Origin of the sequence: Rhizobium sp. NZLR10 (assembly GCF_019685125.1) — a bacterium.
In the GTDB taxonomy this organism is placed as follows: Bacteria; Pseudomonadota; Alphaproteobacteria; order Rhizobiales; family Rhizobiaceae; genus Rhizobium.
Genome location: NZ_JABDWE010000002.1, coordinates 464,039 through 486,222 on the forward strand (window position 1 = coordinate 464,039; position 22,184 = coordinate 486,222).

The 22,184-nt window shown below is 61.2% G+C and carries 24 protein-coding genes and 1 pseudogene; 15 read left to right on the plus strand and 10 right to left on the minus strand.

The features are described from left to right. Positions 1–39: 39 nt before the first annotated feature. The 4 genes from thrS to HJB82_RS05510 form a co-directional block, all read right to left on the minus strand. The gene (thrS, locus tag HJB82_RS05495; protein ID WP_207580551.1) at positions 40–2,025 is read right to left on the minus strand and encodes a threonine--tRNA ligase; all 1,986 of its coding nucleotides are present in this window, start codon (positions 2,023–2,025) and stop codon (positions 40–42) included. A 121-nt stretch (positions 2,026–2,146) separates the two neighbouring features. Next, positions 2,147–2,674, minus strand: coding sequence for a DUF1697 domain-containing protein (locus tag HJB82_RS05500; protein ID WP_207580552.1), 528 nt, complete (start codon positions 2,672–2,674; stop codon positions 2,147–2,149). Further along, complete coding sequence (gene yidD / locus HJB82_RS05505) at positions 2,671–3,084, minus strand: membrane protein insertion efficiency factor YidD (protein ID WP_221139671.1); 414 nt, start codon at positions 3,082–3,084, stop codon at positions 2,671–2,673. Before yidD ends, HJB82_RS05500 begins: the two co-directional genes overlap by 4 nt. A 5-nt stretch (positions 3,085–3,089) precedes the next feature. After that, positions 3,090–3,536, minus strand: coding sequence for an iron-sulfur cluster assembly scaffold protein (locus HJB82_RS05510; RefSeq protein ID WP_207580554.1), 447 nt, complete (start codon positions 3,534–3,536; stop codon positions 3,090–3,092). Positions 3,537–3,846: 310 nt separating this feature from the next. On the opposite strand from HJB82_RS05510, the gene folE reads away from it, so the two are divergent. From folE to HJB82_RS05525, 3 genes are all read left to right on the plus strand, one after another. Beyond that, the gene (folE, locus tag HJB82_RS05515) at positions 3,847–4,461 is read left to right on the plus strand and encodes a GTP cyclohydrolase I FolE (RefSeq protein WP_221139672.1); all 615 of its coding nucleotides are present in this window, start codon (positions 3,847–3,849) and stop codon (positions 4,459–4,461) included. A gap of 25 nt (positions 4,462–4,486) precedes the next feature. Continuing rightward, entirely contained in the window at positions 4,487–4,939 is a 453-nt protein-coding gene (hisI, locus tag HJB82_RS05520; RefSeq protein WP_207580555.1) for a phosphoribosyl-AMP cyclohydrolase, read from the plus strand. A gap of 116 nt (positions 4,940–5,055) precedes the next feature. Continuing rightward, positions 5,056–6,018: a patatin-like phospholipase family protein gene (locus tag HJB82_RS05525; protein ID WP_207580556.1), complete on the plus strand. Its 963-nt coding sequence runs from the start codon at positions 5,056–5,058 to the stop codon at positions 6,016–6,018. 44 nt (positions 6,019–6,062) lie between these two features. On the opposite strand, the gene HJB82_RS05530 is transcribed toward HJB82_RS05525, so the two are convergent. Together HJB82_RS05530 and HJB82_RS05535 are read right to left on the minus strand one after the other, a co-directional pair. Beyond that, on the minus strand, positions 6,063–6,497 hold the full coding sequence (locus HJB82_RS05530; protein ID WP_164014594.1) for a CBS domain-containing protein: 435 nt from the start codon (positions 6,495–6,497) through the stop codon (positions 6,063–6,065). A gap of 94 nt (positions 6,498–6,591) precedes the next feature. Beyond that, positions 6,592–7,383 (minus strand): rhomboid family intramembrane serine protease, encoded by a 792-nt coding sequence (locus tag HJB82_RS05535; RefSeq protein WP_207580557.1) that lies wholly within the window; start codon positions 7,381–7,383, stop codon positions 6,592–6,594. 263 nt (positions 7,384–7,646) lie between these two features. Between HJB82_RS05535 and HJB82_RS05540 the strand changes: the two genes are divergently transcribed. The 7 genes and pseudogenes from HJB82_RS05540 (at position 7,647) to HJB82_RS05570 (ending at position 14,315) form a co-directional block, all read left to right on the plus strand. Further along, entirely contained in the window at positions 7,647–8,291 is a 645-nt protein-coding gene (locus tag HJB82_RS05540) for a PAS domain-containing protein (protein ID WP_221116016.1), read from the plus strand. Between the two features lie 124 nt (positions 8,292–8,415). Further along, positions 8,416–9,027, plus strand: coding sequence for a PilZ domain-containing protein (locus HJB82_RS05545; protein WP_207580559.1), 612 nt, complete (start codon positions 8,416–8,418; stop codon positions 9,025–9,027). A gap of 245 nt (positions 9,028–9,272) precedes the next feature. Further along, positions 9,273–10,248, plus strand: a pseudogene (pip, locus tag HJB82_RS05550) (prolyl aminopeptidase). A gap of 366 nt (positions 10,249–10,614) precedes the next feature. Next, positions 10,615–11,220, plus strand: a complete 606-nt coding sequence (locus HJB82_RS05555) for a transglutaminase-like cysteine peptidase (RefSeq protein ID WP_207580560.1) — start codon at positions 10,615–10,617, stop codon at positions 11,218–11,220. Positions 11,221–11,419: 199 nt separating this feature from the next. After that, complete coding sequence (locus tag HJB82_RS05560; protein WP_207580561.1) at positions 11,420–12,205, plus strand: hypothetical protein; 786 nt, start codon at positions 11,420–11,422, stop codon at positions 12,203–12,205. 134 nt (positions 12,206–12,339) lie between these two features. After that, positions 12,340–13,926, plus strand: a complete 1,587-nt coding sequence (locus tag HJB82_RS05565; protein ID WP_207580562.1) for a serine hydrolase — start codon at positions 12,340–12,342, stop codon at positions 13,924–13,926. A gap of 113 nt (positions 13,927–14,039) precedes the next feature. Then, positions 14,040–14,315, plus strand: a complete 276-nt coding sequence (locus HJB82_RS05570) for a hypothetical protein (RefSeq protein WP_164014607.1) — start codon at positions 14,040–14,042, stop codon at positions 14,313–14,315. 49 nt (positions 14,316–14,364) lie between these two features. On the opposite strand, the gene HJB82_RS05575 is transcribed toward HJB82_RS05570, so the two are convergent. Next, the gene (locus tag HJB82_RS05575) at positions 14,365–14,802 is read right to left on the minus strand and encodes a DUF1489 family protein (protein WP_221132649.1); all 438 of its coding nucleotides are present in this window, start codon (positions 14,800–14,802) and stop codon (positions 14,365–14,367) included. 61 nt (positions 14,803–14,863) lie between these two features. After that, positions 14,864–16,267 carry an L-serine ammonia-lyase gene (locus HJB82_RS05580; RefSeq protein WP_221139673.1) on the minus strand — a complete coding sequence of 468 codons (1,404 nt, stop codon included), beginning with the start codon at positions 16,265–16,267 and terminating at the stop codon, positions 14,864–14,866. A 194-nt stretch (positions 16,268–16,461) separates the two neighbouring features. On the opposite strand from HJB82_RS05580, the gene HJB82_RS05585 reads away from it, so the two are divergent. Both HJB82_RS05585 and HJB82_RS05590 read left to right on the plus strand, forming a co-directional pair. Continuing rightward, positions 16,462–17,226, plus strand: coding sequence for a DUF599 domain-containing protein (locus HJB82_RS05585; protein WP_221139674.1), 765 nt, complete (start codon positions 16,462–16,464; stop codon positions 17,224–17,226). Beyond that, the gene (locus HJB82_RS05590; RefSeq protein ID WP_221139675.1) at positions 17,226–18,215 is read left to right on the plus strand and encodes a heparan-alpha-glucosaminide N-acetyltransferase; all 990 of its coding nucleotides are present in this window, start codon (positions 17,226–17,228) and stop codon (positions 18,213–18,215) included. Before HJB82_RS05585 ends, HJB82_RS05590 begins: the two co-directional genes overlap by 1 nt. A 12-nt stretch (positions 18,216–18,227) precedes the next feature. Here HJB82_RS05590 and HJB82_RS05595 read toward each other — a convergent pair whose 3' ends face one another. Together HJB82_RS05595 and mgtE are read right to left on the minus strand one after the other, a co-directional pair. After that, positions 18,228–18,620 carry a MerR family DNA-binding transcriptional regulator gene (locus HJB82_RS05595; protein WP_037073057.1) on the minus strand — a complete coding sequence of 131 codons (393 nt, stop codon included), beginning with the start codon at positions 18,618–18,620 and terminating at the stop codon, positions 18,228–18,230. Positions 18,621–18,685: 65 nt separating this feature from the next. Beyond that, on the minus strand, positions 18,686–20,101 hold the full coding sequence (gene mgtE, locus HJB82_RS05600; RefSeq protein ID WP_207580567.1) for a magnesium transporter: 1,416 nt from the start codon (positions 20,099–20,101) through the stop codon (positions 18,686–18,688). A 262-nt stretch (positions 20,102–20,363) separates the two neighbouring features. On the opposite strand from mgtE, the gene HJB82_RS05605 reads away from it, so the two are divergent. From HJB82_RS05605 to HJB82_RS05615, 3 genes are all read left to right on the plus strand, one after another. After that, positions 20,364–20,858 carry a peptide deformylase gene (locus HJB82_RS05605; RefSeq protein WP_207580568.1) on the plus strand — a complete coding sequence of 165 codons (495 nt, stop codon included), beginning with the start codon at positions 20,364–20,366 and terminating at the stop codon, positions 20,856–20,858. A 122-nt stretch (positions 20,859–20,980) separates the two neighbouring features. Further along, positions 20,981–21,490 (plus strand): BON domain-containing protein, encoded by a 510-nt coding sequence (locus tag HJB82_RS05610; protein WP_207580569.1) that lies wholly within the window; start codon positions 20,981–20,983, stop codon positions 21,488–21,490. Positions 21,491–21,800: 310 nt separating this feature from the next. Then, on the plus strand, positions 21,801–22,166 hold the full coding sequence (locus HJB82_RS05615; RefSeq protein ID WP_207580570.1) for a hypothetical protein: 366 nt from the start codon (positions 21,801–21,803) through the stop codon (positions 22,164–22,166). Positions 22,167–22,184 lie beyond the last annotated feature (18 nt).

Here is a 22,184-nt window from a genome sequence, read left to right on the forward strand (position 1 = left end):
ACAGCGCCGAAGTCCGGCGCTGTCGGATAGACGCGTTTTTTAGGCCGCCTTGGCTTTCTTTGCTTCGGCCTTGCGACGGATGTCGGGCGGCGTCGCTTCCAAGGCAAGGCTCTCGACGGCGACATCGAGCTCCATCGAAACCTGGTCCTGGCTGCCGAGGCGGCGGATGTTGACCGTGCGCTCCTCGGCTTCCTTCCGGCCGCAGACGATGATGACAGGCACCTTGGTGACCGAGTGTTCGCGGACCTTGTAGTTGATCTTCTCATTGCGGAAATCGGTCTCGACGTTGAGACCGGCCTCGCGCAGCGCCTCGGCCACTTCAAGCCCGTAGGTGTCGGCTTCCGAAGTGATCGTCGCGACCACCACCTGGAGCGGCGATACCCAAAGCGGCATGTGGCCGGCGAAGTTCTCGATCAGGATGCCGAGGAAGCGCTCCATCGAGCCGCAGATGGCGCGATGGATCATCACCGGCTGCGTCTTTTCGGAGTTGCTGTCGATGTAGAAGGCACCGAAGCGTTCCGGCAGGTTGAAGTCGACCTGCGTCGTGCCGCATTGCCATTCGCGGCCGATCGCATCCTTCAGCGTATATTCGAACTTCGGCCCGTAGAAGGCGCCCTCGCCCGGCAAGATGCCGGTCTTGATGTTGTTCGACTGCTGCTGGATCGTCTCCAACACATTCATCATCACGCTTTCGGCGCGGTCCCAGAGATCGTCGGAACCGACGCGCTTGTCCGGCCGGGTCGAGAGCTTGATGGTGACCTCGTCGAAGCCGAAATCCTTGTAGACCGAGAGGATCAGATCGTTGATCTTCAGGCATTCGGCAGCCATCTGCTCATCGGTGCAGAAGATGTGCGCATCGTCCTGCGTGAAGCCACGCACGCGCATCAGCCCGTGCAGCGCCCCCGACGGCTCGTAGCGATGGACGTTGCCGAATTCGGCAAGCCGGATCGGCAGCTCGCGGTAGGATTTCAGCCCATGTTTGAAGATCTGGATATGGCCGGGGCAGTTCATCGGCTTCAGCGCGAAAACCCGGTCGTCGTCGGTGTCGTCACCGGCAACCGTCACCTTGAACATGTTGTCGCGGTACCAGCCCCAGTGACCGGAGGTCTCCCACAGCGACTTGTCGAGCACCTGCGGCGCGTTGACTTCCTGATAGTCACCGGCTAGCCGGCGGCGCATATAGGCGACCAGCGTCTGGAAGACGCGCCAACCCTTGCCGTGCCAGAAGACGACGCCCGGGCCCTCTTCCTGGAAATGGAAGAGATCCATCTCGCGGCCGAGGCGGCGGTGATCGCGCTTCTCGGCTTCGGCAAGCATATGCAGATAATTGTCGAGTTCCGACTGCTCGGCGAAGGCCGTGCCGTAGATGCGGCTCAGCATCGGGTTGTTGCTGTCGCCGCGCCAGTAGGCGCCGGCGACCTTCAAGAGCTTGAAGGCGCTGCCGATCTGGCCGGTCGAGGCCATATGCGGGCCGCGGCAGAGATCGAACCAGTCGCCCTGGTAATAGATCTTCAGATCCTGCCCTGCCGGGATGGCGTCGACGAGTTCGACCTTGTACTGCTCACCCTTGTCGGCGAAGACCTGTTTGGCCTTCTCGCGCGACCAGACCTGCTTGGTGAAGGGGGCGTTGCGGGCGATGATCTCCTTCATCTTCTTTTCGATCTTCGGCAGATCGTCGAGCGTGAAGGGCTCGTTCTTGGCAAAGTCGTAGTAGAATCCGTTTTCGATGACCGGGCCGATCGTCACCTGAGTGCCGGGCCAGAGCTCCTGCACCGCTTCGGCCATGACGTGCGCCGCGTCGTGGCGGATAAGTTCCAGGGCGCGGTCGTCGTTGCGGGTGATGATCTCGATCCGGCCCGTCGTCACGGGATCGGAAAGGTCGCGCACGGTGCCGTCGATCGCAATGGCGACCGCCTTCTTGGCAAGCGACTTGGAAATGGATTCGGCGACATCTCGGCCGGTTGCGCCAGCATCGTAGCTGCGCACGGAACCATCGGGAAATGTCAGGGAAATAGCTTGGGACATCGAAATTCTCCTTGTCCAGTCCCGCCAACGAATGCGGGTGGTTGCAACGGCAGCGCCTCCGTCTTTGGATGCGCTCCCGCCTGATAATCAGATTTCTCTCGTGAGTAAAGAAGAAGCCGGCCTACATGATCATCTCGGCAAGGCCGCACACGGTGTTCCAGTTACGCATCGTCCCGACGCCTATCCGCTTGTTCGTCAGGGCCGAAAGCAGCTTGGATTGGCTGGGTTTGCCGGCAAAATCGATCCAAAGATCGCCGCCGACGACGGCGATGCGCTGTCCCTCCGTCATCAGCGGTTTCAGCGCCTCCACCTTCTTCGGATCGACCGGCAGTCGCATCACCCGGACGATGACCTGGTCGGCGTTGCCATCCTTGAAGGGATTGGTGCTGCAAAGCGCCATCCAGCTGCAGTCGTTGCGCACGACGATATCGACGTGTTTGCCGAACTTTTCTTCAAAGCCCTCTTCCAAGGTCACCTCGAGTTCGTGCGGCCGCATATCGTCGGCTTCGAAAACCAGATTGCCAGTGGAAACCAGCGTGCGCGGTTCGCGATAACCGAGCTCTTCGGCCAGTGCGCGCAAATCCTGCATGATAACGCGGCGATCGGGCGTCAGGACAATGCTGTGCAGAAGGGCGATGAAGGTACTCATGGCGCCCACCCTTTCTTGCGTCCGAGGGAGAGATACCGCCACGGCGTCCACCAGCGGCACTGATCGCCGAGCACTTCAGGCACCTGGTCGAGGCCGCTGGTGCCACCCGGGCCGCAGCGGCCGACCCGAAACAACGTCATCCAGCCGCCAGCCCACAGGCCGTGGCGGGCGATCGACTCATAGCCGTATTCGGAGCAGGTGGGGATATGGCGGCAGGAATTGCCGACAAAGCTGGAAAGCGTCAGCTGGTAGAGGCGGATAAAACCCATCCCGAGCAGGCGGTCGGGAGTCTTGCGGAACGGACCGGTATAATTGCGGGATGTGTGTGCGGCCTTTTCACGCGGTTTTTCAGGTCCGGCGGCACCGCCGTCATCCTCATCGCTTGCCTGCAGGGCGCAGAACTCGCACATCTCCGTTACGCCTCGACAAACTCAGCCCGTTTCGCCTCGATCTGCCCGATCGCATCGACGACCGCATCGAAGGTCAGCATCGTCGAGGCATGGCGGGCCTTGTAGTCCCGCACCGGCAGCAGATAGCGCATGTCTTCGAACCGTCCCTCGGGCCCCGCTCCATCCGCCTTCAACATGGCAAGCATGTCCTGGCGTGCCTGGCGCAATTCGCCCGATGTGGCGCCGACGACATGGCGGGCCATGATCGAGGACGAGGCCTGGCCGAGCGCGCAGGCCTTCACGTCATGGGCAAAACCGGTCACGGTATCGCCGTCCATCTTCAGCCAGATTCGCACCTTCGAGCCGCAAAGTTTCGAATAGGCCTGGGCGCTCGCATCGGCCTCCGCCAACGTGCCGGTCAACGGAATATTGCCGGCGAATTCGAGGATCTTGCTGTTGTAGATGTCGTCCATGTCGGATTTCCGCTCCAAAATCACTGCGGATCGGCCTCAATAAGGGCTGTTATTGTTATTGAAACAAAAAACACACCGTGTCATCTGAGGATACTTACATACGATGGCCGTCTTCCTATATGTATGTCGTTCGAAGGCCATGAAAATGCAATGGCCTCGTGTAAGTTTGATTGGGAAACCGTGCCGGACGGGCGTTGAATGCGCCTTGAAAGCCCCGGAGCCTGCCAAAGGTGCATGAATTCCCGCATGGGATTGACCAGTGGCGATTCCGACAGATGGGTCCGCGGTGCGGACCAGGAGACCATTGTTCATGGACGCCATCGTAAAAAACTTTCCGCAGACCAACCGCGACTCCGATCGCCCCTCTCAGCAGGAGGCGGAGGAAGCCGTTCGTGTGCTGCTGCGCTGGGCCGGTGACAACCCGACCCGCGAAGGCCTGCTCGAAACGCCGGCCCGTGTCGTCAAAGCGTACCGCGAGCTTTTTTCCGGCTACGACATGGCGCCGGAAGACGTGCTCGGCCGCACCTTCGAAGAGGTCGCCGGGTACGACGACATGGTCCTCGTCAAGGACATTCCGTTCTTCTCGCATTGCGAACACCACATGGTGCCGATCATCGGCAAGGCCCACGTCGCCTACATGCCGGACGGGCGTGTTCTCGGCCTGTCGAAGATCGCCCGCGTGGTCGAGATTTATGGCCGCCGCCTGCAGACGCAGGAAACGATGACCGCGCAGATCGCCCGGGCCATCGACGATACGCTTAATCCGCGCGGTGTCGCGGTATTGATCGAGGCCGAACATATGTGCATGGCGATGCGCGGCGTTCAGAAGCAGGGCTCGACCACGTTGACGACGACGTTTACGGGTACGTTCAAGACCGAGCCGGCCGATCAGGCCCGTTTCATGACCATGGTGCGGAGCCGCTGATACCGGCTCCCTCAGGAGGGCCGCGATGAGTCAAATGATCTTCAATCAACCATCCGAGGACAAGTCGGCGTTGGAAGACGCCGGCGATTTCACGCCGCGTTTCGATGACCGCGGCCTGATCACCGCGATCGTCACCGACGCTGGCGACGGCGAGTTGCTGATGGTGGCGCACATGAACGCCCAGGCGCTGGCGCTGACCATCCAGACCGGCACGGCTCATTATTTCAGCCGTTCGCGGGGCAAGATCTGGAAGAAGGGTGAAACCTCGGGCAATCTCCAGACGGTGAAGGAAATTCGCACCGATTGCGATCAGGACGCCATCTGGCTGAAAGTCGAGGTCGCCGGCCACGACGCCACCTGTCACACCGGCCGCCGCTCCTGCTTCTATCGGACGATTACGCTTCAAGACGGAAAGCCAATGCTGGATATCGTCGACGACGAGCGTCATTTCGATCCGCAGGACGTTTACGGGAAATAAGCCGAACGCGCCGGCATTTGCTCCTTATTGCGCCAGAAACCGCTTCTATATACCATTTGGAAACTGATCGGGCACACTATCGGGACCCAAAGTGTTCTGCTGGGAGGGAGAGCGCCATGCTGAGCTGGAATTTGCATCGTCAAAGCTCTGAAGGCGAAGGTTCCGGTACCGCCATATCCACCACGATCGAGGTGATCCCGCCTCCAGCACCCATCAAGAAAATCAAGATCGCGCTGGCGCTCGGCGGTGGTGCTGCCCGCGGCTGGGCCCATATCGGCGTGCTGCGCGCCCTCGACGAGGCAAAAATCGAGATCGGCATGATTGCCGGCACCTCGATCGGCGCGCTGGTCGGCGGCTGCTATCTCGCCGGCAAACTCGATGAACTCGAAAGTTTCGCCCGCTCGCTGACGATGCGCCGGATCGCAAGCCTCCTCGATCTCACCATCGGCGGCAGCGGCCTGTTCGGTGGCATGCGGCTGACCAAGCGTATGCAGGAACATCTGGAAGGCTTGAACGTCGAGGATCTCGACCGGCCGTTCGTCGCCGTCGCCGCCGAGGTCAATACTGGTCACGAGGTCTGGATCGCCAATGGTTTGCTGATTACCGCGCTGCGCGCCTCCTATGCCCTGCCCGGCATTTTCGAGCCCGTGCGCAGCAATCACCGCACGCTGGTCGACGGCGCGCTGGTCAACCCCGTCCCCGTCTCCGTCTGCCGCGCCTACGAGCAGCCGCTGGTCGTCGCAGTCAATCTCAATTACGATCTCTATGGCCGCTCGGCCGTCGTCCGGCACAACGCCAGCCTTTCGCCGCAGGAAGTGCAGAAGCAGGAAGAGGCGCCCTATGCCCGTCTCGGCATGACCGGCGTCATGGTGCAGGCATTCAACATCATCCAGGATAGGATCGCCCGCGCCCGCCTTGCCGGCGACCCGCCGGATATTTCGCTGCAGCCGCGTCTGAGCTACATCGGCCTTTCGGAATTCCACCGGGCCGGCGAGGCGATCGAACGCGGCTACGAGGAAGCCAGGGCAAGACTCCCCGAAATCAAACGCATGCAGGAAGTTTACGCCACCTCCCCCTGATGGATATCGTCCGAAAGCCCGTAGCGCTTGAGGCCGGCAAGACCTCAGCCGGCGATATAGGCCTTGATCTCCTCGGCCTCGCGCTCAACTTCGGCGATGCGAGATTTTACCACGTCACCAATCGAGATGATGCCGGCAAGCTTGCCGTTGCTTTCCACCGGCACATGCCGGAAGCGGCGGCTGGTCATCAGCTCCATCAGCTCGTTGACGGTCGTCTCCTCATGGCAGCGGTAGACCTTCGCAGTCATGACCTGGGCAAGCGACTGGTCGAGCCCGTCCTTGCCGTGTTTGGCGATCGCATGCACGAGGTCACGCTCGGTGAACATGCCGGAAATCCGGTTTTCCATGCCGACGACGACGATAGCGCCGATCTTCTTCTTGCTGAGGATGGCGGCCGCCTCGGCGACGGTGGTGTTCGGCCCGGCGGTGACGACGTCCCTGCCTTTCAGGTCGAGGATTGCTTTGACTGAACTGGTCATTCGAACCTCCTATGTCCGTGAAACACTTGTCACAGGCATCCGCGGCGGTTTCTCCCCCCATCGCGGATAATAGGTCGATGGTGCACCGCCCGGCTCAGGATTGCAACAGATCCTTCTCTGTTCCCGCAGCTTCCATCCCCGGTGGGCGCGGCGCCCGGTCGAACAGCGAAAACAACAGGAAGCCGAAGACGAAGCCGCCGATATGCGCGTCCCAGGCAATCGCCTGATCACTATCGCCGACGAGCGGGATGCCGACGGCGATCAGGGCGTTGCCGACCAGCCAGAGCAGCATGAAAATGACGACCGTGCGGCTCTGCAGCGCCTCGACGATGGAAAGCCGGGCATTGAGATGCGCAGGCAGCATCGGCCGACGTTCGGCCGGAAAGGCGAATCGGCAGGCGGCGCCCATCAACCCGGAAATGACGCCCGACGCGCCGATCAGCAGCGTCACATCTCCCCAGTTCAGGACCGCATGCAAGGCCGCCGATGCGACGGCCGAAAAAAGCCAGAAAAGCACAAAACGCAGCGTTCCGATGCGGCGCACGACCGGCGCGCCGAAGGCCATCAGCCAGAAGGCGTTGAAGACGATATGCTGGACGCTGCCGTGCAGCAGTGAATAGGTGACCGGCGTCCAGAACAGCTCCAGCCCTTGCTGCGACAGTGGAATCACATAGCGGGCGGGAACGAAGCCGAAGGTGAAGAATAGCCAACTCAGCGCATCGTCTGAAAGCACGAGCTCCTGCACCGCATAGATGACAACAAGCAGACAAAGGCTGAAGAACAGCGCCGGCGGAAGGTTGAAGACCGGCACGCGCGGCGGCTTTGCCAGCGGCTGGACCTCGGGAGGTTCGGGCGCCTTATGCGGCTCGGCCGTCTGCTCATTCATTTCAATATCGCCTCGTTGAGGCCACAGCCATACAGGACCACCTGTCAAAAAAAAAGCCGTCCGAAGTGCCGGACGGCATACCGGGAGTTCAAGGAAAGACCTCGGCCCGGGCAGGTTGTGCTGAACTTCGAAAGTCGAAGCGATGACCGGACAGTGTCACGACGGGCACAGCATCTCAACCGAAACCGTTTCTTAACCTTAACCGCCGCGGTTTGGCATGAAATCCGCAAGGTAGAGCCTGTCGGGGCAATGATTGCCCGAAAATGATCCGGAATGGGACAGGTTGGTGTAAAATGCGTGTGCAAACGACCATCGAGATTTTTGACTACTGGAACCGTATCCGCGGCGCTGCCGATGCGCCGCTGAAACAGCAGGTCGAACCCTCCGCCGTACCCCATCTGCTCCAAAGCCTGTTTATTCTCGAGACGCGCGAGGGAGGTGACATCGGCTTCCGGCTCGCCGGCACCCGCATCTGCGATCTGTTTGGGCGGGATCTGCGTGGTGAACGTTTCGCCTCGCTCTGGGCAAACGGCCAGCACGCCGACATCGAACGCACGGCAATGGGTGTGATGGACCATACCATGCCAGCCCTGTTCAATGCGACGGGCTACAGCACCGTCGGTCATCAGGCCTCCTTCGAGATCATCATGATGCCACTGCGCTCGCCGGGCGGCGCCTGCGATCGGCTACTCGGCGGGATCGCACCCACGGCGGCTGCGAGCTGGCTGGAGATCGTGCCGCTGGAATTCCTGGCGCTCGACCGCAGCCGACTGCTGCCCGGAAAATTCGGCACGGCCACACCAGCTGAACAACGCCCCATCAACGAAATCGTTGCCGGCAAAAGCCTCGGCTTCGGGCAGGTCATGCGCCGCATGGTGTCGCAGCTGCTGAGTGCGGAGGCGCACTGACCGTTTCGTTTCAGGACATAGCGGATACTCGTTTTCCGCTATGTCCGAATGAGGCCAAACAACCTTCTGTTAAGGGATTGCGGGTAAAGATCAGTCTCTGCGATTTTGATGAAGAAGCCATTTGATGCACTCGTTCCAGCCAGCTCAGACGCAAAGACCTGCGCCGCGCCCTGAACAGGGCGTTTTTCAGCGCGTGCCCATCAATATGCAGGGCCGGCTGATGCTTGCGAATTACGAGGAGTTCGAATGCATAGTGATCGACATGTCGCCTGGCGATATGTACGTCACCTGCCTCGGTCGGCCACGCACCAACGAACGTGTCGTCGCCTATATTGACCATCTCGGCCGCGTCGAAGGTTATGTCCAGACGCTCGATGGCCGCGGCTTCACCATGTCGATCAATGCCACCGAGCGGAAGCGCGAGAAGCTCGCCGCCCAGCTCACCTGGCTTGCCAACAAGCACGAACTCGGCCTGCCGGAAGACCGTCGCCATGACCGCCTGACGCCACGCGACACGAATACCGAGCTGACGCTCGAAGACGGCACACGTTATACCTGCCGCATCATGGACCTTTCGCTGTCGGGCGCTGCCGTCGACGTCGAGATGCGCCCGTCGATTGGAACGGCTGTGCGGCTCGGCAACATGCGCGGTCGCGTCGTCCGCCATTTCGTCGAAGGTGTGGCGATCGAATTCCTGTCGATCCAGTCCCGCGACACGCTGCGCGAATTCCTCTAACAGACCGCGACGTTGCCGCCGCTCTTCGTGGTGGGTGCAATGTCCTGACGGACTCCGCTGAAGATGATGGCAGGTCCGGGCCGCACCCGGTCAGGTCGTGTTGAAACGCCTGGGCTTCACCGCAACAGATCTGCAAGCGGAGACCAATCTGGCTTTGGAAAGCAAGCAGAACATCCTGTCGCAAGTGGTTCCAACCTATCTTCTAGTAAAGGTTATGAGTGGAACAACCTGCGACAGGCAGAACGATGGCAGCTCTCTATCCGAAAATCGAACCCTAATGATCACGGCCTGCTCGACACGAGCGATGGCAACCTGATCTATTGGGAGGCCTGCGGCAATCCGGCGGGCCGTCCGGCGTTGGTGCTGCATGGCGGGCCTGGCTCCGGCTGTTCGACCACGGCGCGGCGCCATTTCGATCTGGACACCTATCGAATCATTCTGTTCGATCAGCGCAATTGCGGCCGCAGCCTGCCGAGCGCTGCCGATCCCGAAACCGATCTCTCCCTCAACACCACCTGGCATAGTGTTGCCGATATCGAACGGCTGCGGGTCTTCTTCGGCATCGACACCTGGCTCGTTTTCGGCAATTCCTGGGGAGCGACGCTGGCTCTCGCCTATGCCGAAACCCATCCGCAGCGCGTCTCGGCGGTCGTCCTCGCAGGTGTGACCACCACAAGGCGCTCGGAAATCGACTGGCTCTATCGCGGCATGGCGCCGCTTTTCCCGGAAGAATGGCACCGTTTTCGCCAGGCGGCTTGCTCAGGCAGCCAGGGGCAAGATCAGGACATGGTTGCCGCCTATCATCATCTGCTCAACCATCCCAACTCCGAGACGCGCGTGAAAGCGGCGCGCGACTGGCATGACTGGGAAGCGGCTTCCATCCTGCTCGCCGATCCTGAAGGCCTGCCGCGCCGCTGGGCCGATCCGGCCTATATGCTGACGCGTGCCCGCATCATCACCCACTATTTTACCAATGGCGCCTGGCTGGAGGACGGCCAGCTTTTGAACAACGTTGAACGGCTGACAGGCATTCCAGCGATCCTGCTGCAGGGACGGTTCGATATCGAGGCCCCGCTGGTGACCGCCTGGGAACTGGCCCGCGCCTGGCCGCAAAGCGAGCTGCAGATTCTTCCGCATGCTGCCCATTCCACCGCAAATCCCGCGATGAGCGCCGCGATCGTCGCCGCCACCGATCGATTTCGCCATCTCCATCAAAAATAATTTTTCCGCCGGAATCTGAAATCCGAGCGACAGTCTGCTTTCGAGCGGGTCGAATCGGCCGATTCCGCCGGCATTGCCGACCGGCTGCGCGCCGCAGGACCGCAATCTGCCTTTACCCGGCTCAACGAAAATCCTTAACGCCAGGACGGCAATGCAAGCTTTTCGCGGGTGAAAAGCCTTGTTGCAGGAATTATAATTTTAATCGATTTCGAGACAAATGCGCGTCGAATTTTAGGCGCATTCGAGATTGTTTTTAGTCAAGTTTTCTTGGCATTTGAATCAACTAAGCATTTAATTCTATTACGCAATTTTCCGTGAGATAAAAACGTCCGTGTCATTGTCGCCTCAACTTACGGGGAGACGGCAATGACAACTGCAAACATCCTGAAAGGCGGTCTTCTGGCCGGTGCCCTCATGATGGCAATGGCGGGTTCGGGCCAGGCGATGCCCGCCAGCATGGCCCTGGCAGGCAATGCCAGCCCGCCGATCGGCCACTATGAATTCTGCAAGGCGAATCCGACGGAATGTGCCTTTGCCGGCGGCGATGCCGGGCCGACCATCCTCACCGAGGATCGCTGGAAAGAAATTCTCAAGGTCAATTACACCGTCAATTCGACGATCCAGCCGGAGACGGATGAACAGATTTACGGCGTCGAAGAACGCTGGGCCTATCCGACAACTGTCGGCGACTGTGAGGATTATGCCCTGCTGAAGCGCAAGATGCTGATCGAAGACGGCTTCTCGCCATCCGACACGCTGATCACCGTCGTGCTGCAGCCGAACGGCGAAGGCCATGCCGTGCTGACGGTCCGCACCGATCACGGCGACTTCATCCTCGACAACATGCGCAACAAGGTGCTGCTGTGGTCGGATACCGAATACACCTACCTGAAGCGCCAGTCCGCCGACGATCCGGCCCGCTGGTCGAAGCTCCAGGACGGCCGCACTGTCGCGGTTGGTAGCGTCAAGTAAGAATAGTCTGCGCCCGGTCAGTCCCCGCATCCCGTCCCGACCGGCGCCCAAGAGCCGTTCCCGCTGTCCCGGGAACGGCTCGCTCTTTTTTGGGACAGGCATTCGTCCCCAGGCGACCCACACCCCTGAAATCTTAGCGAATTATTAACCGTGCCAGTCCGATCATGCCGATCAGACTCATCATCGGCACCGGCGGCTCATGTTCCTCCTGCGGCGGACCGAAACACGAAGAACCGCCATGAGCCATGCCGCGCGCAGCGCACCCGACGAGCAGCCGCTTTTTTCCATGGGCTTTCTGCTCCGCACGATGGCGGTGATTGCCGTCCTGGCGGTCCTGACGGTTGCCATCAGCATCGGCGGCCGTTGGTTCGGCCGGCATATCTCGCTTGCCGGCAACACCGACAGTACGGTCGAGATCACGCTGGCCATCGGCCGCGATACCGTGAAATTCCCCGAGAATGCCATCCGCTTCCCGAGTCAAAGGCATGACGGTGCGGCCGAGCGTGTCGATCTCTATCTCGCCTGGCCTGATATGCAGGGCTACGGCAAGGAAAACCACCTTCGATTCGACGATGTCGCCCAATCCTCCGGCCTGATCTTCCTGCAGATTACCCAGAGCACAATGTCGCGCGACATGTCCGGGCGGCTGGAGCCGATCTATTCGCATCTGCTCGAAGGACCGGCCGCACCCTTCCGCGACGGCCTGACGCTGCACCGTCTTCGCGCCGACGCCGGTTACGGCGACGAGGTGCTGCTGACGGCGCCCGTCAAGGGCGGGCCGGATTACGTCGTGCGCTGCCTGTTGCCTTCCGTCCCCGACAAGGCTTCGAGCGGGGATTGTCAGCGCGATATCAAGGTTGGCAGGGATCTCAGCGTTCTCTACCGCTTCTCAAGCAGCCATCTCGACGACTGGGACCATATTGATGCCGCTATCCGCACCTTTGTGGACGCGCGTCTTGTGAACCGTTCTGCGACAAGTCCCTAAAATGCTCCCCGGACAGCGAAATAAACGATTCATCATAAACGGATTGGTAACGCCCAATCGGTAGATTTTGAAGACGGGCTGTACGGCGGGAGGTGTGCGGTTCCTGCCGATAGTTGAAGTGCCAAATATCTGAAATGCAAGCGAAGAGTGGAATAGTGTCAAGGTCAGTCTCCCCCGTACCATCGTCCCGATCCGGCAGCTTTTTCGCCAAGCTGCTGGCGATCCTTTCGGTGGCCGTCACGATCGTCCTGGTCGATTCGGTAAGCGCCGAAGCTGAGGCGGCGAATTCGAAGTATGCAGGCATCGTCGTCGACGCCAAGACCGGTAACGTTCTCTACAGCGAGAATGCCGATCGGCTGCAATACCCCGCCTCCCTGACCAAGATGATGACCATCTACATGACCTTCGAGGCACTGGAGCAGGGTCGTATCCGTCTCGATACGCCGGTTCCCTTCTCCGCTCATGCGGCAGCCCAGGCGCCGACCAAGCTCGGTGTTCGCGCCGGCGGCACGATCACCGTCGAGCAAGGCATTCTCGGCCTCGTCACCCTGTCGGCCAATGATGCCGCAACGGCGCTCGGCGAAATGCTCGGCGGCGGCAGCGAGGATCGTTTCGCCCAGTTGATGACCGCCAAGGCGCATGCGCTCGGCATGACACGCACCACCTATCGCAATGCCAACGGCCTGCCGAATACCGCGCAGATGACGACGGCGCGCGACCAGGCCCGCCTCGGCATCGCCCTTCGGCAGCATTTCCCGCAATATTACGGCTATTTCTCCACCCGCGCCTTCAAGTTCGGCAGCCGCACGATCCGCAGCCACAACCGCCTTGTCGGCTCCGTGCGTGGCGTCGACGGCATCAAAACCGGTTATACCCGCGCTGCCGGCTTCAATCTGGTCAGTTCGGTGCAGGTCGACGGCAAGTCGATCGTCGGTGTCGTGCTCGGCGGCGCTTCGACGCCTGCCCGCGATACCCAGATGCGCAATCTGATCGCCACCTACCTGCCGAAGGCATCGAGCCGCGGCGGGTCGTCGGCCCTGATCGCAGAGGCGGCCCCTGCCCCGGCGATGATTGAGACACCTGCTCCGGTCATGCCACAGAAGGTCCAGCAGAAGGCCCAGCCGCAAATGGCCAAGGTGATCACCGCAGCGCAGCCGCCGGTTTCGGCCGCTGCCGCCGATCTCAGCCTGCCGCACAAGGGCCCGCTGCCGGATGCCCGTTATCAGGTCGCCGAGACCGAGGTCGCTTATGTCGAGACGGCTCAGGCGAAATCCGACAACCCGCTGGTAGCCCAGCCAATGCCGGCGCCGACCAAGGTCAAGACCACGACCATCAAGCAGCAAGCATCGCTCGCCGTGCCGAAACCGGCACCCGCTGCCTTGCCGCAGGAACGGGACGATACGGCGGTCGATAACGTCACCACCGCTTCGACCACGCCGACCTCGACCAGTGCCGCTTCAACCGACAATGGCCCGGCCGGCTGGGTCGTGCAGGTCGGCGTCTCGCCGAGCCGGCAGATGGCCATGGATCTCCTGGAAAGCGCCAAGAGCAAGGGCGGCAAGGCGCTGGCCTCGGCAAAGCCTTTCGCCGTCGCCTATGCCGCCGGCGGTGACCAGCTTTACCGCGCCCGCTTCGGCGGTTTCGATGACCAGCGCGATGCGGTCAATGCCTGCAAGGCCTTGAAGAAGGCCGGAATCAAGTGCTGGGCGGCTGCCCAATGAGCTATTCGATGCTGCCGGCAAGATGGCCGGCGGCATCGGTAATGGCCGGAATCGGTGTTTGCGTTTCCGGCCACCGTTCTTGAACTCGATCAGTGTTGCGTACGGGGAAAACAATGGCAATCAATGAGAATGTTCCGGGAATGCCTTCAGACCGCCGCATGCCGGCCAAGGGGCGCTCATCGCTGCATCCGTTGCACGAGGCTGCGTTGCGGCTGGCCGAAATGGGCCTGCAGCGTCCGAAGGCGAAGTCTCCAAAGACCCGCGATCTCATCAATCTGCTGCTTAGCCATGGTGCCCGCGCCTGGCGCTATTCCCAGCCCGAGGCCCGCATCCATCTGCATGTGACCTCGCAGGACGGCAGTGTGCCGGTGCAGCTGCGCCTGCGTTGAAGCTTGGTAGTGTAGCCCAGAACCAGGACGCGTTTTTGGGCGACAGACGTTAGAGCAGACCAAGTTCCGTCAGCTCGCGGCGCAGGTCCGCGGGCATTTCGACAATGCCTGCCCCAAGGCTCATCAGGTCGCGCGGCACGTCATCCTCAGTGTAATAACGCCAGCCCTGGAAGGGACGCTTCGGCTGCACGGCCGTCTCGATGACCTCCGGGCCCAGCATCAGGCGGCAACGCGAAATACCCTCGCCGTCAGTGAAGGTCTCGATGTCGAGCAGCCTCTGCCGCGCCTGCACCTGGCCTTTGATCACCCAATAGAGCGAGCCGCCGTCAAGCAGCTCGTCCATGCGTTTCGGCGCCATGCGCGTCGTGTGCACCGAATGCGGCTCGAGCCCGGCGGCGATGGCGCGCAGCGAGCGTTCCGCCACCCATTCGCGCAGATCCTCTATCGAGTCGGCGCCGACGCAGAGTTTGATGAGATGCAATGCCATGCCGCCGTTGAAATCCTTTTGGCAGCGGGCGTCAAGCAAGAAGCATCACGCGTCCACAAACTCAGCACTCGACCACGTTGACGGCAAGGCCGCCGGTCGAGGTTTCCTTGTACTTCTCGCTCATGTCGTGGCCGGTCTGGCGCATTGTCTCGATACAGGCATCGAGCGGCACGAAGTGCTGGCCGTCGCCCTTGACAGCGAGTGACGCTGCGGTCACCGCCTTGACGGCCCCGAGTGCGTTGCGCTCGATGCAGGGAACCTGCACCAGGCCCGCAACCGGATCGCAGGTCATGCCAAGATGATGTTCGAGGGCGATCTCGGCGGCGTTCTCGATCTGCTCGGGCGTGCCGCCCATGACGGCGGCAAGGCCTGCGGCCGCCATTGCCGCTGCCGAGCCGACTTCGCCCTGACAGCCGACCTCGGCGCCCGAGATCGAGGCATTGTGCTTGATGATGCCGCCGATGGCCGCAGCCGTCAGCAGGTAATCGCGGATGCCGTTCTGATCCCAGTCCTCGTGGAAGTGCTCGTAGTAGCGGATCGTCGCCGGGATGACGCCGGCCGCACCGTTGGTCGGCGCCGTGACGACGCGCCCGCCGGCGGCATTCTCCTCGTTGACGGCCATCGCATAGACGCTCAGCCAGTCGTTGGCGAGCAGCGGGTTGACGCGGTTGCTGCGCCACTCCTCCTCCAGCTTGTCGTGAATCCTGCGGGCACGGCGCTTGACGTTGAGGCCGCCCGGCATGATGCCATCGACCTTGAGGCCGCGCTCGATACAGGAGCGCATCGCCTCCCAGATGCGGTCGAGCCCCTGATCGAGCTCTTCCTGGCTGCGCTGGCTCTCCTCGTTTGCCCGCTTCATCTGGGCGATCGACAGCCCTGAGCGCTCCGCCATCTCGAGCATCTGTTTTGCGGTGGCGAAGGGATAGGGCACGCGCGTGCCGCCGGCCGCGTTCTTTTTCGCCCGCATCTGCTCCAGCTCGGTGTCGGTGACGACGAAGCCGCCGCCGACCGAATAATAGATACGCTTGACGAGCAGCCGGCCGTCCCTGTCATAGGCGGAAAAGACCATGCCGTTGGCATGACCGGGCAGCGGCTGTTTCTTGTCGAAGATCAGGTCTGTCTTCGGCTGGAACTGATAGGCGGGATGCCCCTCCGGCGTGATGCGGCCGGTGCGCTCCACCGTGTCGACGATGCCGTCCATTTTGTCGGGATCGACACTGTCGGGCGCCTCGCCCATCAGGCCGAGAATGACCGCCCTGCCGGTGCCGTGGCCGATGCCGGTATGGGCAAGCGAGCCGTGCAGGCTGACCTTGATCGCGACGACCTGGGCGCCTGCGGATGGGCGCGGCCATTCGTCCGACAGGATCAGGTCGAGAAACCGGTTGGCCGCCGACATCGGACCCATCGTGTGCGAGCTCGACGGCCCGACACCGATCTTGAAGACATCGAATACCGAGAGAAACATGGATGCGCCTTCTGATTACGAGGATGCAAGCTTAAGCGATGCCGGTTTTCAATCCGTGCGGCACACCGACATCACATGGAGCCGGTGCGACATTGCGGCTGAACACTAAAACGATGAGGCCCGCCTTACCAGTCATTGCAGCATTTCGATGCATATGTAAGGTGGCCGCACCTCATGCGGAGACTGAATCACTGATGACGACGGCGGACTATATCGCTCTGGCCTTCTTTGCCGGTGTCTGGATGGGCTATTCCTGGCTGCTGCATGGCCGCACCTTCTTCGGACGCACCAGCCTCACCCATGCGATGATCGAACGGCGGCGAGAATGGATCTATAACTCGCTGCGCCGCGACCTGAAGATGATCGACACGCAGATCATGGCAGGCCTGCAGAACGGCACCGCCTTCTTCGCTTCGACCTCGATCTTCGCATTGGGCAGTTGCTTTGCGCTGCTCGGGGCGACGGAGAAGGTCGACGCCGTCTTCGCCGACCTGCCCTTCGTCTTGCACGGCGGCCATGCCGTCTTCGAGATGAAGGTCGGCGGGCTGGCAGTGCTGTTCGGCTATGCCTTCTTCAAGTTCGGCTGGTCCTATCGGTTGTTCAACTACTGCACCATTCTGTTCGGCTCGATCCCGATGCTGCGCGATACCGAACGCGACGTCATCGCCGCCGAGCGGGCCGCCGAGCGCGTCATCCGCATGAATGTCATTGCCGGCAGCAATTTCAACGAAGGCCTCAGGGCGATCTTCCTGTCGATCGGTTATCTCGGCTGGTTCATCAACCCTTATGTCTTCATGCTGACGACGGCGATCGTCATCTTCGTTCTGACACGGCGGCAATTCTTTTCGCAGGCGCGGTTGGCGATCATGGATGCCGGCCCGCCGTCGAATTTCCACCTTTCCGCGTTTGGCCGCGACATGCCGTCGAGCGACGGACGTGATTTGCCCGAGGGACTTTAATGACATTGCCGGCAACGCAAGCCGATGCGGCGGTAAAGCCGCCGCGCATCGGCCTATTGGACACGGCGCGCGGTCTCGCGCTGATCGCCATGGCGAGCTATCATTTCAGCTGGGATATGGAGTTCATGGGCTATCTCGCGCCGGGCACGGCCGAGACAGGCTGGCTGAAGATCTATGCCCGGGCGATCGCCACGACGTTTATCTTCATCGTCGGCATCAGCCTGGTGCTCTCGAGCAAGCCCGAGGTCCGCTGGCCCGCCTTCTGGAAGCGTTTCGGCATGATTGCCGCGGGAGCCGCCGTCATCTCGATCGCCACGCGCATCGCGATGCCGAACGAGTGGATCTATTTCGGCATCTTGCACTGCATCGCGGTGCTGACGCTGATCGGCATCGTCTTTATCAGATTGCCGCTCGCCGTCACGCTCGTCGCGACGGTGGCGCTCATTGCTGCCTGGCTTACCGATAATTTCGGCACACCCGGCCTGCTTCGCTCATCCTTCTTCGATCCCAGATATCTCGCCTGGATCGGCCTTGCGGTGATGCCGGAACGGTCCAACGACTATGTGCCGCTGTTTCCCTGGGCAACGCCCTTTCTTGCTGGATTGAGTTTCGCCTCGATCGGCATCAGAACCAGACTGCTGCATCGGCTTGCCGCCATCGGCACCGGTTCATGGTGGCCGGCAAGGCTTGGCCGCCACAGCCTTGCTTTCTACCTCATTCACCAGCCGGTGTTGATCGCCATCGCCTACGGGCTTTCCCTCGTCGTCCCGCCGCAGGCGCCGGATCCGGTCGCGACTTACCTAAAGCAATGCAACGCCTCTTGCGTCATGCAGCAGGGCGAAGCGCTCTGCCACAGCTTTTGCCAATGCACGCTGGAGAAATTGCAGGCTCAAGCCCTGTTCACGCCGCTGCAGGGGGGCGCGATCGATATACAGAATGACGAGCGGGTGCAGACCATCGCCGCCGAATGCAGCGCCGAAGCGGAATAAGTCTCGTTCCGCTCAGGTGGTGACGCCGATCTCGGCGAGGCGACCGAGGCAGGCCTCTTCGATATTGTCGAGTTCCACCAGCGTGTCGTCGATATCCTTGCGCTTCTGGCGCAGATCGTCGCGCTTCTCGTCGACGCGTTTCATCAGCAGCTTCAATTGACCGAGCTCGCCCGGCGGCTCCTTGTAGACCTGGATGATCTCGCGGATCTCTGCGATGGTGAACCCGATGCGCCGGCCGCGCAGAATTTCGCCGATGAGCCGTCGGTCGGCCTGGCGAAAGAGACGGGTGCGCCCTCGCCGCTCCGGATGAATCAGTCCCTCGTCTTCGTAGAAGCGAAGCGTGCGCGTCGAGACCCCGAATTCGCGCGTCAGCTCCGTTATGCTATAATATTTGTTCACCAGCATGGGTTCCCCGTCATGAACCGGCAATAATATTGACTTTTACGTAATAGTCAATTTCATCAGACCGTTCAGATGCCGAACCACCAAGTGGCGATGCCGAGAAAGGCGAAGAAGCCGGTACAGTCGGTCACCGTCGTCACGAAGACCGACGACGCGATCGCCGGGTCGGCCCCCACCTTATCGAGCAGCAACGGCAGCAGAATACCGGCAAGCGCCGCCGCCATCAGATTGATGATCATCGCCGCCGCGATCACCCCGCCGAGCTGATAGTCGTGGAACCAGGTGCCGGCGATCATGCCCATGATCGTCGCGAAGACGATGCCGTTGAGGATGCCGACGCCGGCCTCCCTGCGGATGATGCGGCCGGCATTGTAGATGTCGAGATCGCGGGTGGCGAGCGCGCGCACCGTCACCGTCATCGTCTGCGTGCCGGCATTGCCGCCCATCGAGGCGACGATCGGCATCAGCACCGCAAGTGCGATCATCTTCTCGATCGAGGCGTCGAACAGGCCGATGACGCTGGCCGACAGCATTGCCGTGCCGAGGTTGATCAAGAGCCACAGAAAACGCGAACGCGCCGTCGAAAGCACATTGTCCGACAGCTCTTCGTCGCCGACGCCGCCAAGGCGCTTGATGTCCTCGTCCGCCTCCTCGTGGATGACGTCGACGACGTCGTCGATGGTCAGCACGCCGACCAGCCGGCCGTTCTCGTCGACGACGGCGGCCGACAGAAGGTCATACTGTTCGAACAGCTGGGCGGCCTCCTCCTGGTCCGTCTCGGCCGGAACCGGATGGTTGGTCTCGCGCATGATCTGCTCGATCTTCGTCTGCCGCTTGGTACGCAGGATCTGGTCGAGAGCGACGGCGCCGAGCAGCTTGAAGGTCGGATCGATGACGAAGATCTGCGAGAAGGAATAGGGAAGATCCTCTTCGTCGCGCATGTAGTCGATCGTCTGGCCGACCGTCCAGAACGGCGGCACAGCGACGAATTCCGTCTGCATGCGGCGCCCGGCCGAGCTTTCGGGATAGTCGAGCGCCCGACGCAGCCTGACCCGCTCGGTAAACGGCAGCTGAGCGAGGATCTCTTCCCGGTCTTCCTTGTCGAGATCTTCGAGAATGTAGACGGCATCGTCCGAATCGAGATCGCCAATCGCGGCGGCGATCTGCTCGTTCGGCATCTGGTCGACGATCTCGCGGCGGATCGCCTCGTCGACCTCGGTCAACGCCGTCATGTCGAAATCGTCGCCAAGCAGGCGCACCAGCGCCAGGCGCTGATCCGGCTGGATCGCTTCCAGCAGGTCTCCTATCTCAGATTCATGCAGGCGGGCAACATTCTGGCGCAGGAACAACGTGTCGCGGTCGGCGATCGCGGCGCCGACCAGCGCCAGGAAATCGCTGCGGACATTGCCGTCCTCGTCGTAGATATCGGCTTCCTCGTCCTCGGGACGCCTGCGGATGCGGTCTTCCCCATCGGTCGTCGTCATCTGCCGCCCTCGCATCTGGTTCGAATTTCAACGACTACAGCGCCACATTCGCAAATGTCGGCCGAAAACACATTGTCAACAATCAGATAAGCCAGTCCCGCGCGCGGCTTCCGCGGTGGGATTCATGGCTTCTGCTAGCCCAAAGCATCCCTGCCGTAAAGCCGCAAACCTGCCTCTTGATGACAATGCCCACGGCCGGCGATAGTTTCGCCACCTGTCCAAACCCCGGCCAAGCCCCATCCAAGTAAAGAAAGCCTGCCCCATGCCCCTCCGTCCGATTCTGCGCTATCAGCATCCTGGTCTGAAGACCGTCTGCGCGCCGGTGACAGCCTTCGATTCGTCGCTCGCCGCGCTTGTCGACGACTTGGTGGCGACGATGCGGGCGGCGCCCGGCGTCGGCATCACCGCCGCCCATATCGGCGTCTTCAGCCGTGTTACTGTGCTGGAGCTCGACAAGACGGACGGCGTGCGGCTCTACATCAACCCGGAGATCACCTGGTTCTCGAAGGAGACGATGCGCCATGCAGAAGGCAGCGTCTCCATGCCCGGCGCCACTGAAGAGGTCACACGCCCGCGCGCGATCCGCTTCCGTTACCAGAATGCCGAGGGCATCGTGCACGAGGAAGCAGCCGAAGATTTCCACGCCATCTGCATCCAGCACGAGGTCGACCAGCTCGACGGCATTTTCTGGCTGCAGCGCCTCTCGCGGCTGAAACGCGACCGTCTCGTGAAAAAATGGGAGAAGGCACCAATCTGACAATCAAGCCTGACAATCAAGCCTGACAAATCGCCACCTGCACCGAACCATTCGCCACTGCCGGCGTTTCCCGCAGAGACCCCCCGCAGAGAAACCCCCTCAGCGAAAAAGGAGCGACTGCAATGGCAAGGATCGGTGACAAGACCCAGTTTTCCCGGGAGAAGCCTGAGCTTTCCCGGGAGGAAGATTATCGCGACCTCGAGGAACGCAATCTCGACGACGGCTGGCCCTATGCCGACGCCACCGGCGCCGACCCGGCCAACCGCCCCTATGGCGAGACCGCGGCAAATTTCGACAGCGATCCCAACAAAGGCTTCCGGATCGACGGCACGGATGCAGACGGCAACGAGAACCGCTTGAAGGATTCGCTCCGCGCCGATACCATCGACCGCGATGAAAGCGACGACCTCGAAGCACGGGTTAACGACAATCTCGAAAATATTCCCGAGGTCGACATCAATAGCATTGAGGTTCATGCCGACGGACACGTCGTCACCCTGGAAGGTTCGGTGGAAACGATCGGCATCGCCCGTAAGGTCGAGCTCGGTGCGCTTTCGGTCGACGGTGTCCACCATGTCCGCAACAAATTGCAGCTGACCGGTGTCGACGCGCATATCCCGAACGAGGACTAATCGCGCACCAAGATACGGAAGTCACGCGGGAGGCATCGATGCCTCCCGGCCGCCCCTGTCAAAATTTCAGTCGGCCAACATTACCAAAAGTTAACAATTTCAGATTGCATCGCAATTTAGACCTTTTGCTTAGGCGGCTTGTGTAACAAGAACGTCAATTTCATTGACAACACTGTGATTTCATTTGGACAAAAGGTCGCGGCCACGCCGTCAATTTATCACAAAATTGCCTGAATTGGGGCGCGAACTCGCAGCTGCCGAGGGTTAGTTTATGTTGTGAAATTCAACAACAGATTGAGGAGATAGACCCATGCGCATCAAATTTGCCCTTGCCGCGTCACTGTTCGCCGTCAGCCTTGCAGGCGCTGCCTTCGCCCAGCCGACATATTCCGACGACTATACCAACGATAGCGACGGTTTTTCACAGAGCCCGATGTCGAAGCCGGCCCCCGTTCACTACACCAACCGCAAGGCCGCGGCCTATTCCAGCGATTATACCAATGATAGCGACGGCTTCGCCCCGAGCGCGATGGCGGCCCCTGCCGTCGACAAGACCGCAACGGCGAGCATCAACGCCCTGCCCCCATGCCACAGCATGATTGGCCCGAGCGGCTCCCACACCAAGGGTGCCGACAGCGGCGCCTCTCGCACCGACGCATGCCGCGCGACGCATTGATCCAAACAAAAGAAAGGG

What these genes read in the sequence shown, in the direction of transcription:
- HJB82_RS05590 (WP_221139675.1), top strand. Translation starts at nt 17,226, where the DNA reads ATGACATTGCCGGCAACGCAAGCCGATGCGGCGGTAAAGCCGCCGCGC.
- HJB82_RS05545 (WP_207580559.1), top strand. Translation starts at nt 8,416, where the DNA reads ATGCACTCGTTCCAGCCAGCTCAGACGCAAAGACCTGCGCCGCGCCCT.
- HJB82_RS05540 (WP_221116016.1), top strand. Translation starts at nt 7,647, where the DNA reads ATGATCCGGAATGGGACAGGTTGGTGTAAAATGCGTGTGCAAACGACC.
- HJB82_RS05570 (WP_164014607.1), top strand. Translation starts at nt 14,040, where the DNA reads ATGGCAATCAATGAGAATGTTCCGGGAATGCCTTCAGACCGCCGCATG.
- HJB82_RS05580 (WP_221139673.1), bottom strand. Translation starts at nt 16,267, where the DNA reads ATGTTTCTCTCGGTATTCGATGTCTTCAAGATCGGTGTCGGGCCGTCG.
- HJB82_RS05525 (WP_207580556.1), top strand. Translation starts at nt 5,056, where the DNA reads ATGCTGAGCTGGAATTTGCATCGTCAAAGCTCTGAAGGCGAAGGTTCC.
- HJB82_RS05605 (WP_207580568.1), top strand. Translation starts at nt 20,364, where the DNA reads ATGCCCCTCCGTCCGATTCTGCGCTATCAGCATCCTGGTCTGAAGACC.
- mgtE (WP_207580567.1), bottom strand. Translation starts at nt 20,101, where the DNA reads ATGACGACGACCGATGGGGAAGACCGCATCCGCAGGCGTCCCGAGGAC.
- folE (WP_221139672.1), top strand. Translation starts at nt 3,847, where the DNA reads ATGGACGCCATCGTAAAAAACTTTCCGCAGACCAACCGCGACTCCGAT.
- HJB82_RS05585 (WP_221139674.1), top strand. Translation starts at nt 16,462, where the DNA reads ATGACGACGGCGGACTATATCGCTCTGGCCTTCTTTGCCGGTGTCTGG.
- HJB82_RS05510 (WP_207580554.1), bottom strand. Translation starts at nt 3,536, where the DNA reads ATGGACGACATCTACAACAGCAAGATCCTCGAATTCGCCGGCAATATT.
- HJB82_RS05615 (WP_207580570.1), top strand. Translation starts at nt 21,801, where the DNA reads ATGCGCATCAAATTTGCCCTTGCCGCGTCACTGTTCGCCGTCAGCCTT.
- HJB82_RS05610 (WP_207580569.1), top strand. Translation starts at nt 20,981, where the DNA reads ATGGCAAGGATCGGTGACAAGACCCAGTTTTCCCGGGAGAAGCCTGAG.
- thrS (WP_207580551.1), bottom strand. Translation starts at nt 2,025, where the DNA reads ATGTCCCAAGCTATTTCCCTGACATTTCCCGATGGTTCCGTGCGCAGC.
- yidD (WP_221139671.1), bottom strand. Translation starts at nt 3,084, where the DNA reads ATGTGCGAGTTCTGCGCCCTGCAGGCAAGCGATGAGGATGACGGCGGT.
- HJB82_RS05535 (WP_207580557.1), bottom strand. Translation starts at nt 7,383, where the DNA reads ATGAATGAGCAGACGGCCGAGCCGCATAAGGCGCCCGAACCTCCCGAG.
- HJB82_RS05500 (WP_207580552.1), bottom strand. Translation starts at nt 2,674, where the DNA reads ATGAGTACCTTCATCGCCCTTCTGCACAGCATTGTCCTGACGCCCGAT.
- HJB82_RS05560 (WP_207580561.1), top strand. Translation starts at nt 11,420, where the DNA reads ATGTTCCTCCTGCGGCGGACCGAAACACGAAGAACCGCCATGAGCCAT.
- HJB82_RS05595 (WP_037073057.1), bottom strand. Translation starts at nt 18,620, where the DNA reads ATGCTGGTGAACAAATATTATAGCATAACGGAGCTGACGCGCGAATTC.
- HJB82_RS05555 (WP_207580560.1), top strand. Translation starts at nt 10,615, where the DNA reads ATGACAACTGCAAACATCCTGAAAGGCGGTCTTCTGGCCGGTGCCCTC.
- HJB82_RS05565 (WP_207580562.1), top strand. Translation starts at nt 12,340, where the DNA reads ATGCAAGCGAAGAGTGGAATAGTGTCAAGGTCAGTCTCCCCCGTACCA.
- HJB82_RS05530 (WP_164014594.1), bottom strand. Translation starts at nt 6,497, where the DNA reads ATGACCAGTTCAGTCAAAGCAATCCTCGACCTGAAAGGCAGGGACGTC.
- hisI (WP_207580555.1), top strand. Translation starts at nt 4,487, where the DNA reads ATGAGTCAAATGATCTTCAATCAACCATCCGAGGACAAGTCGGCGTTG.
- HJB82_RS05575 (WP_221132649.1), bottom strand. Translation starts at nt 14,802, where the DNA reads ATGGCATTGCATCTCATCAAACTCTGCGTCGGCGCCGACTCGATAGAG.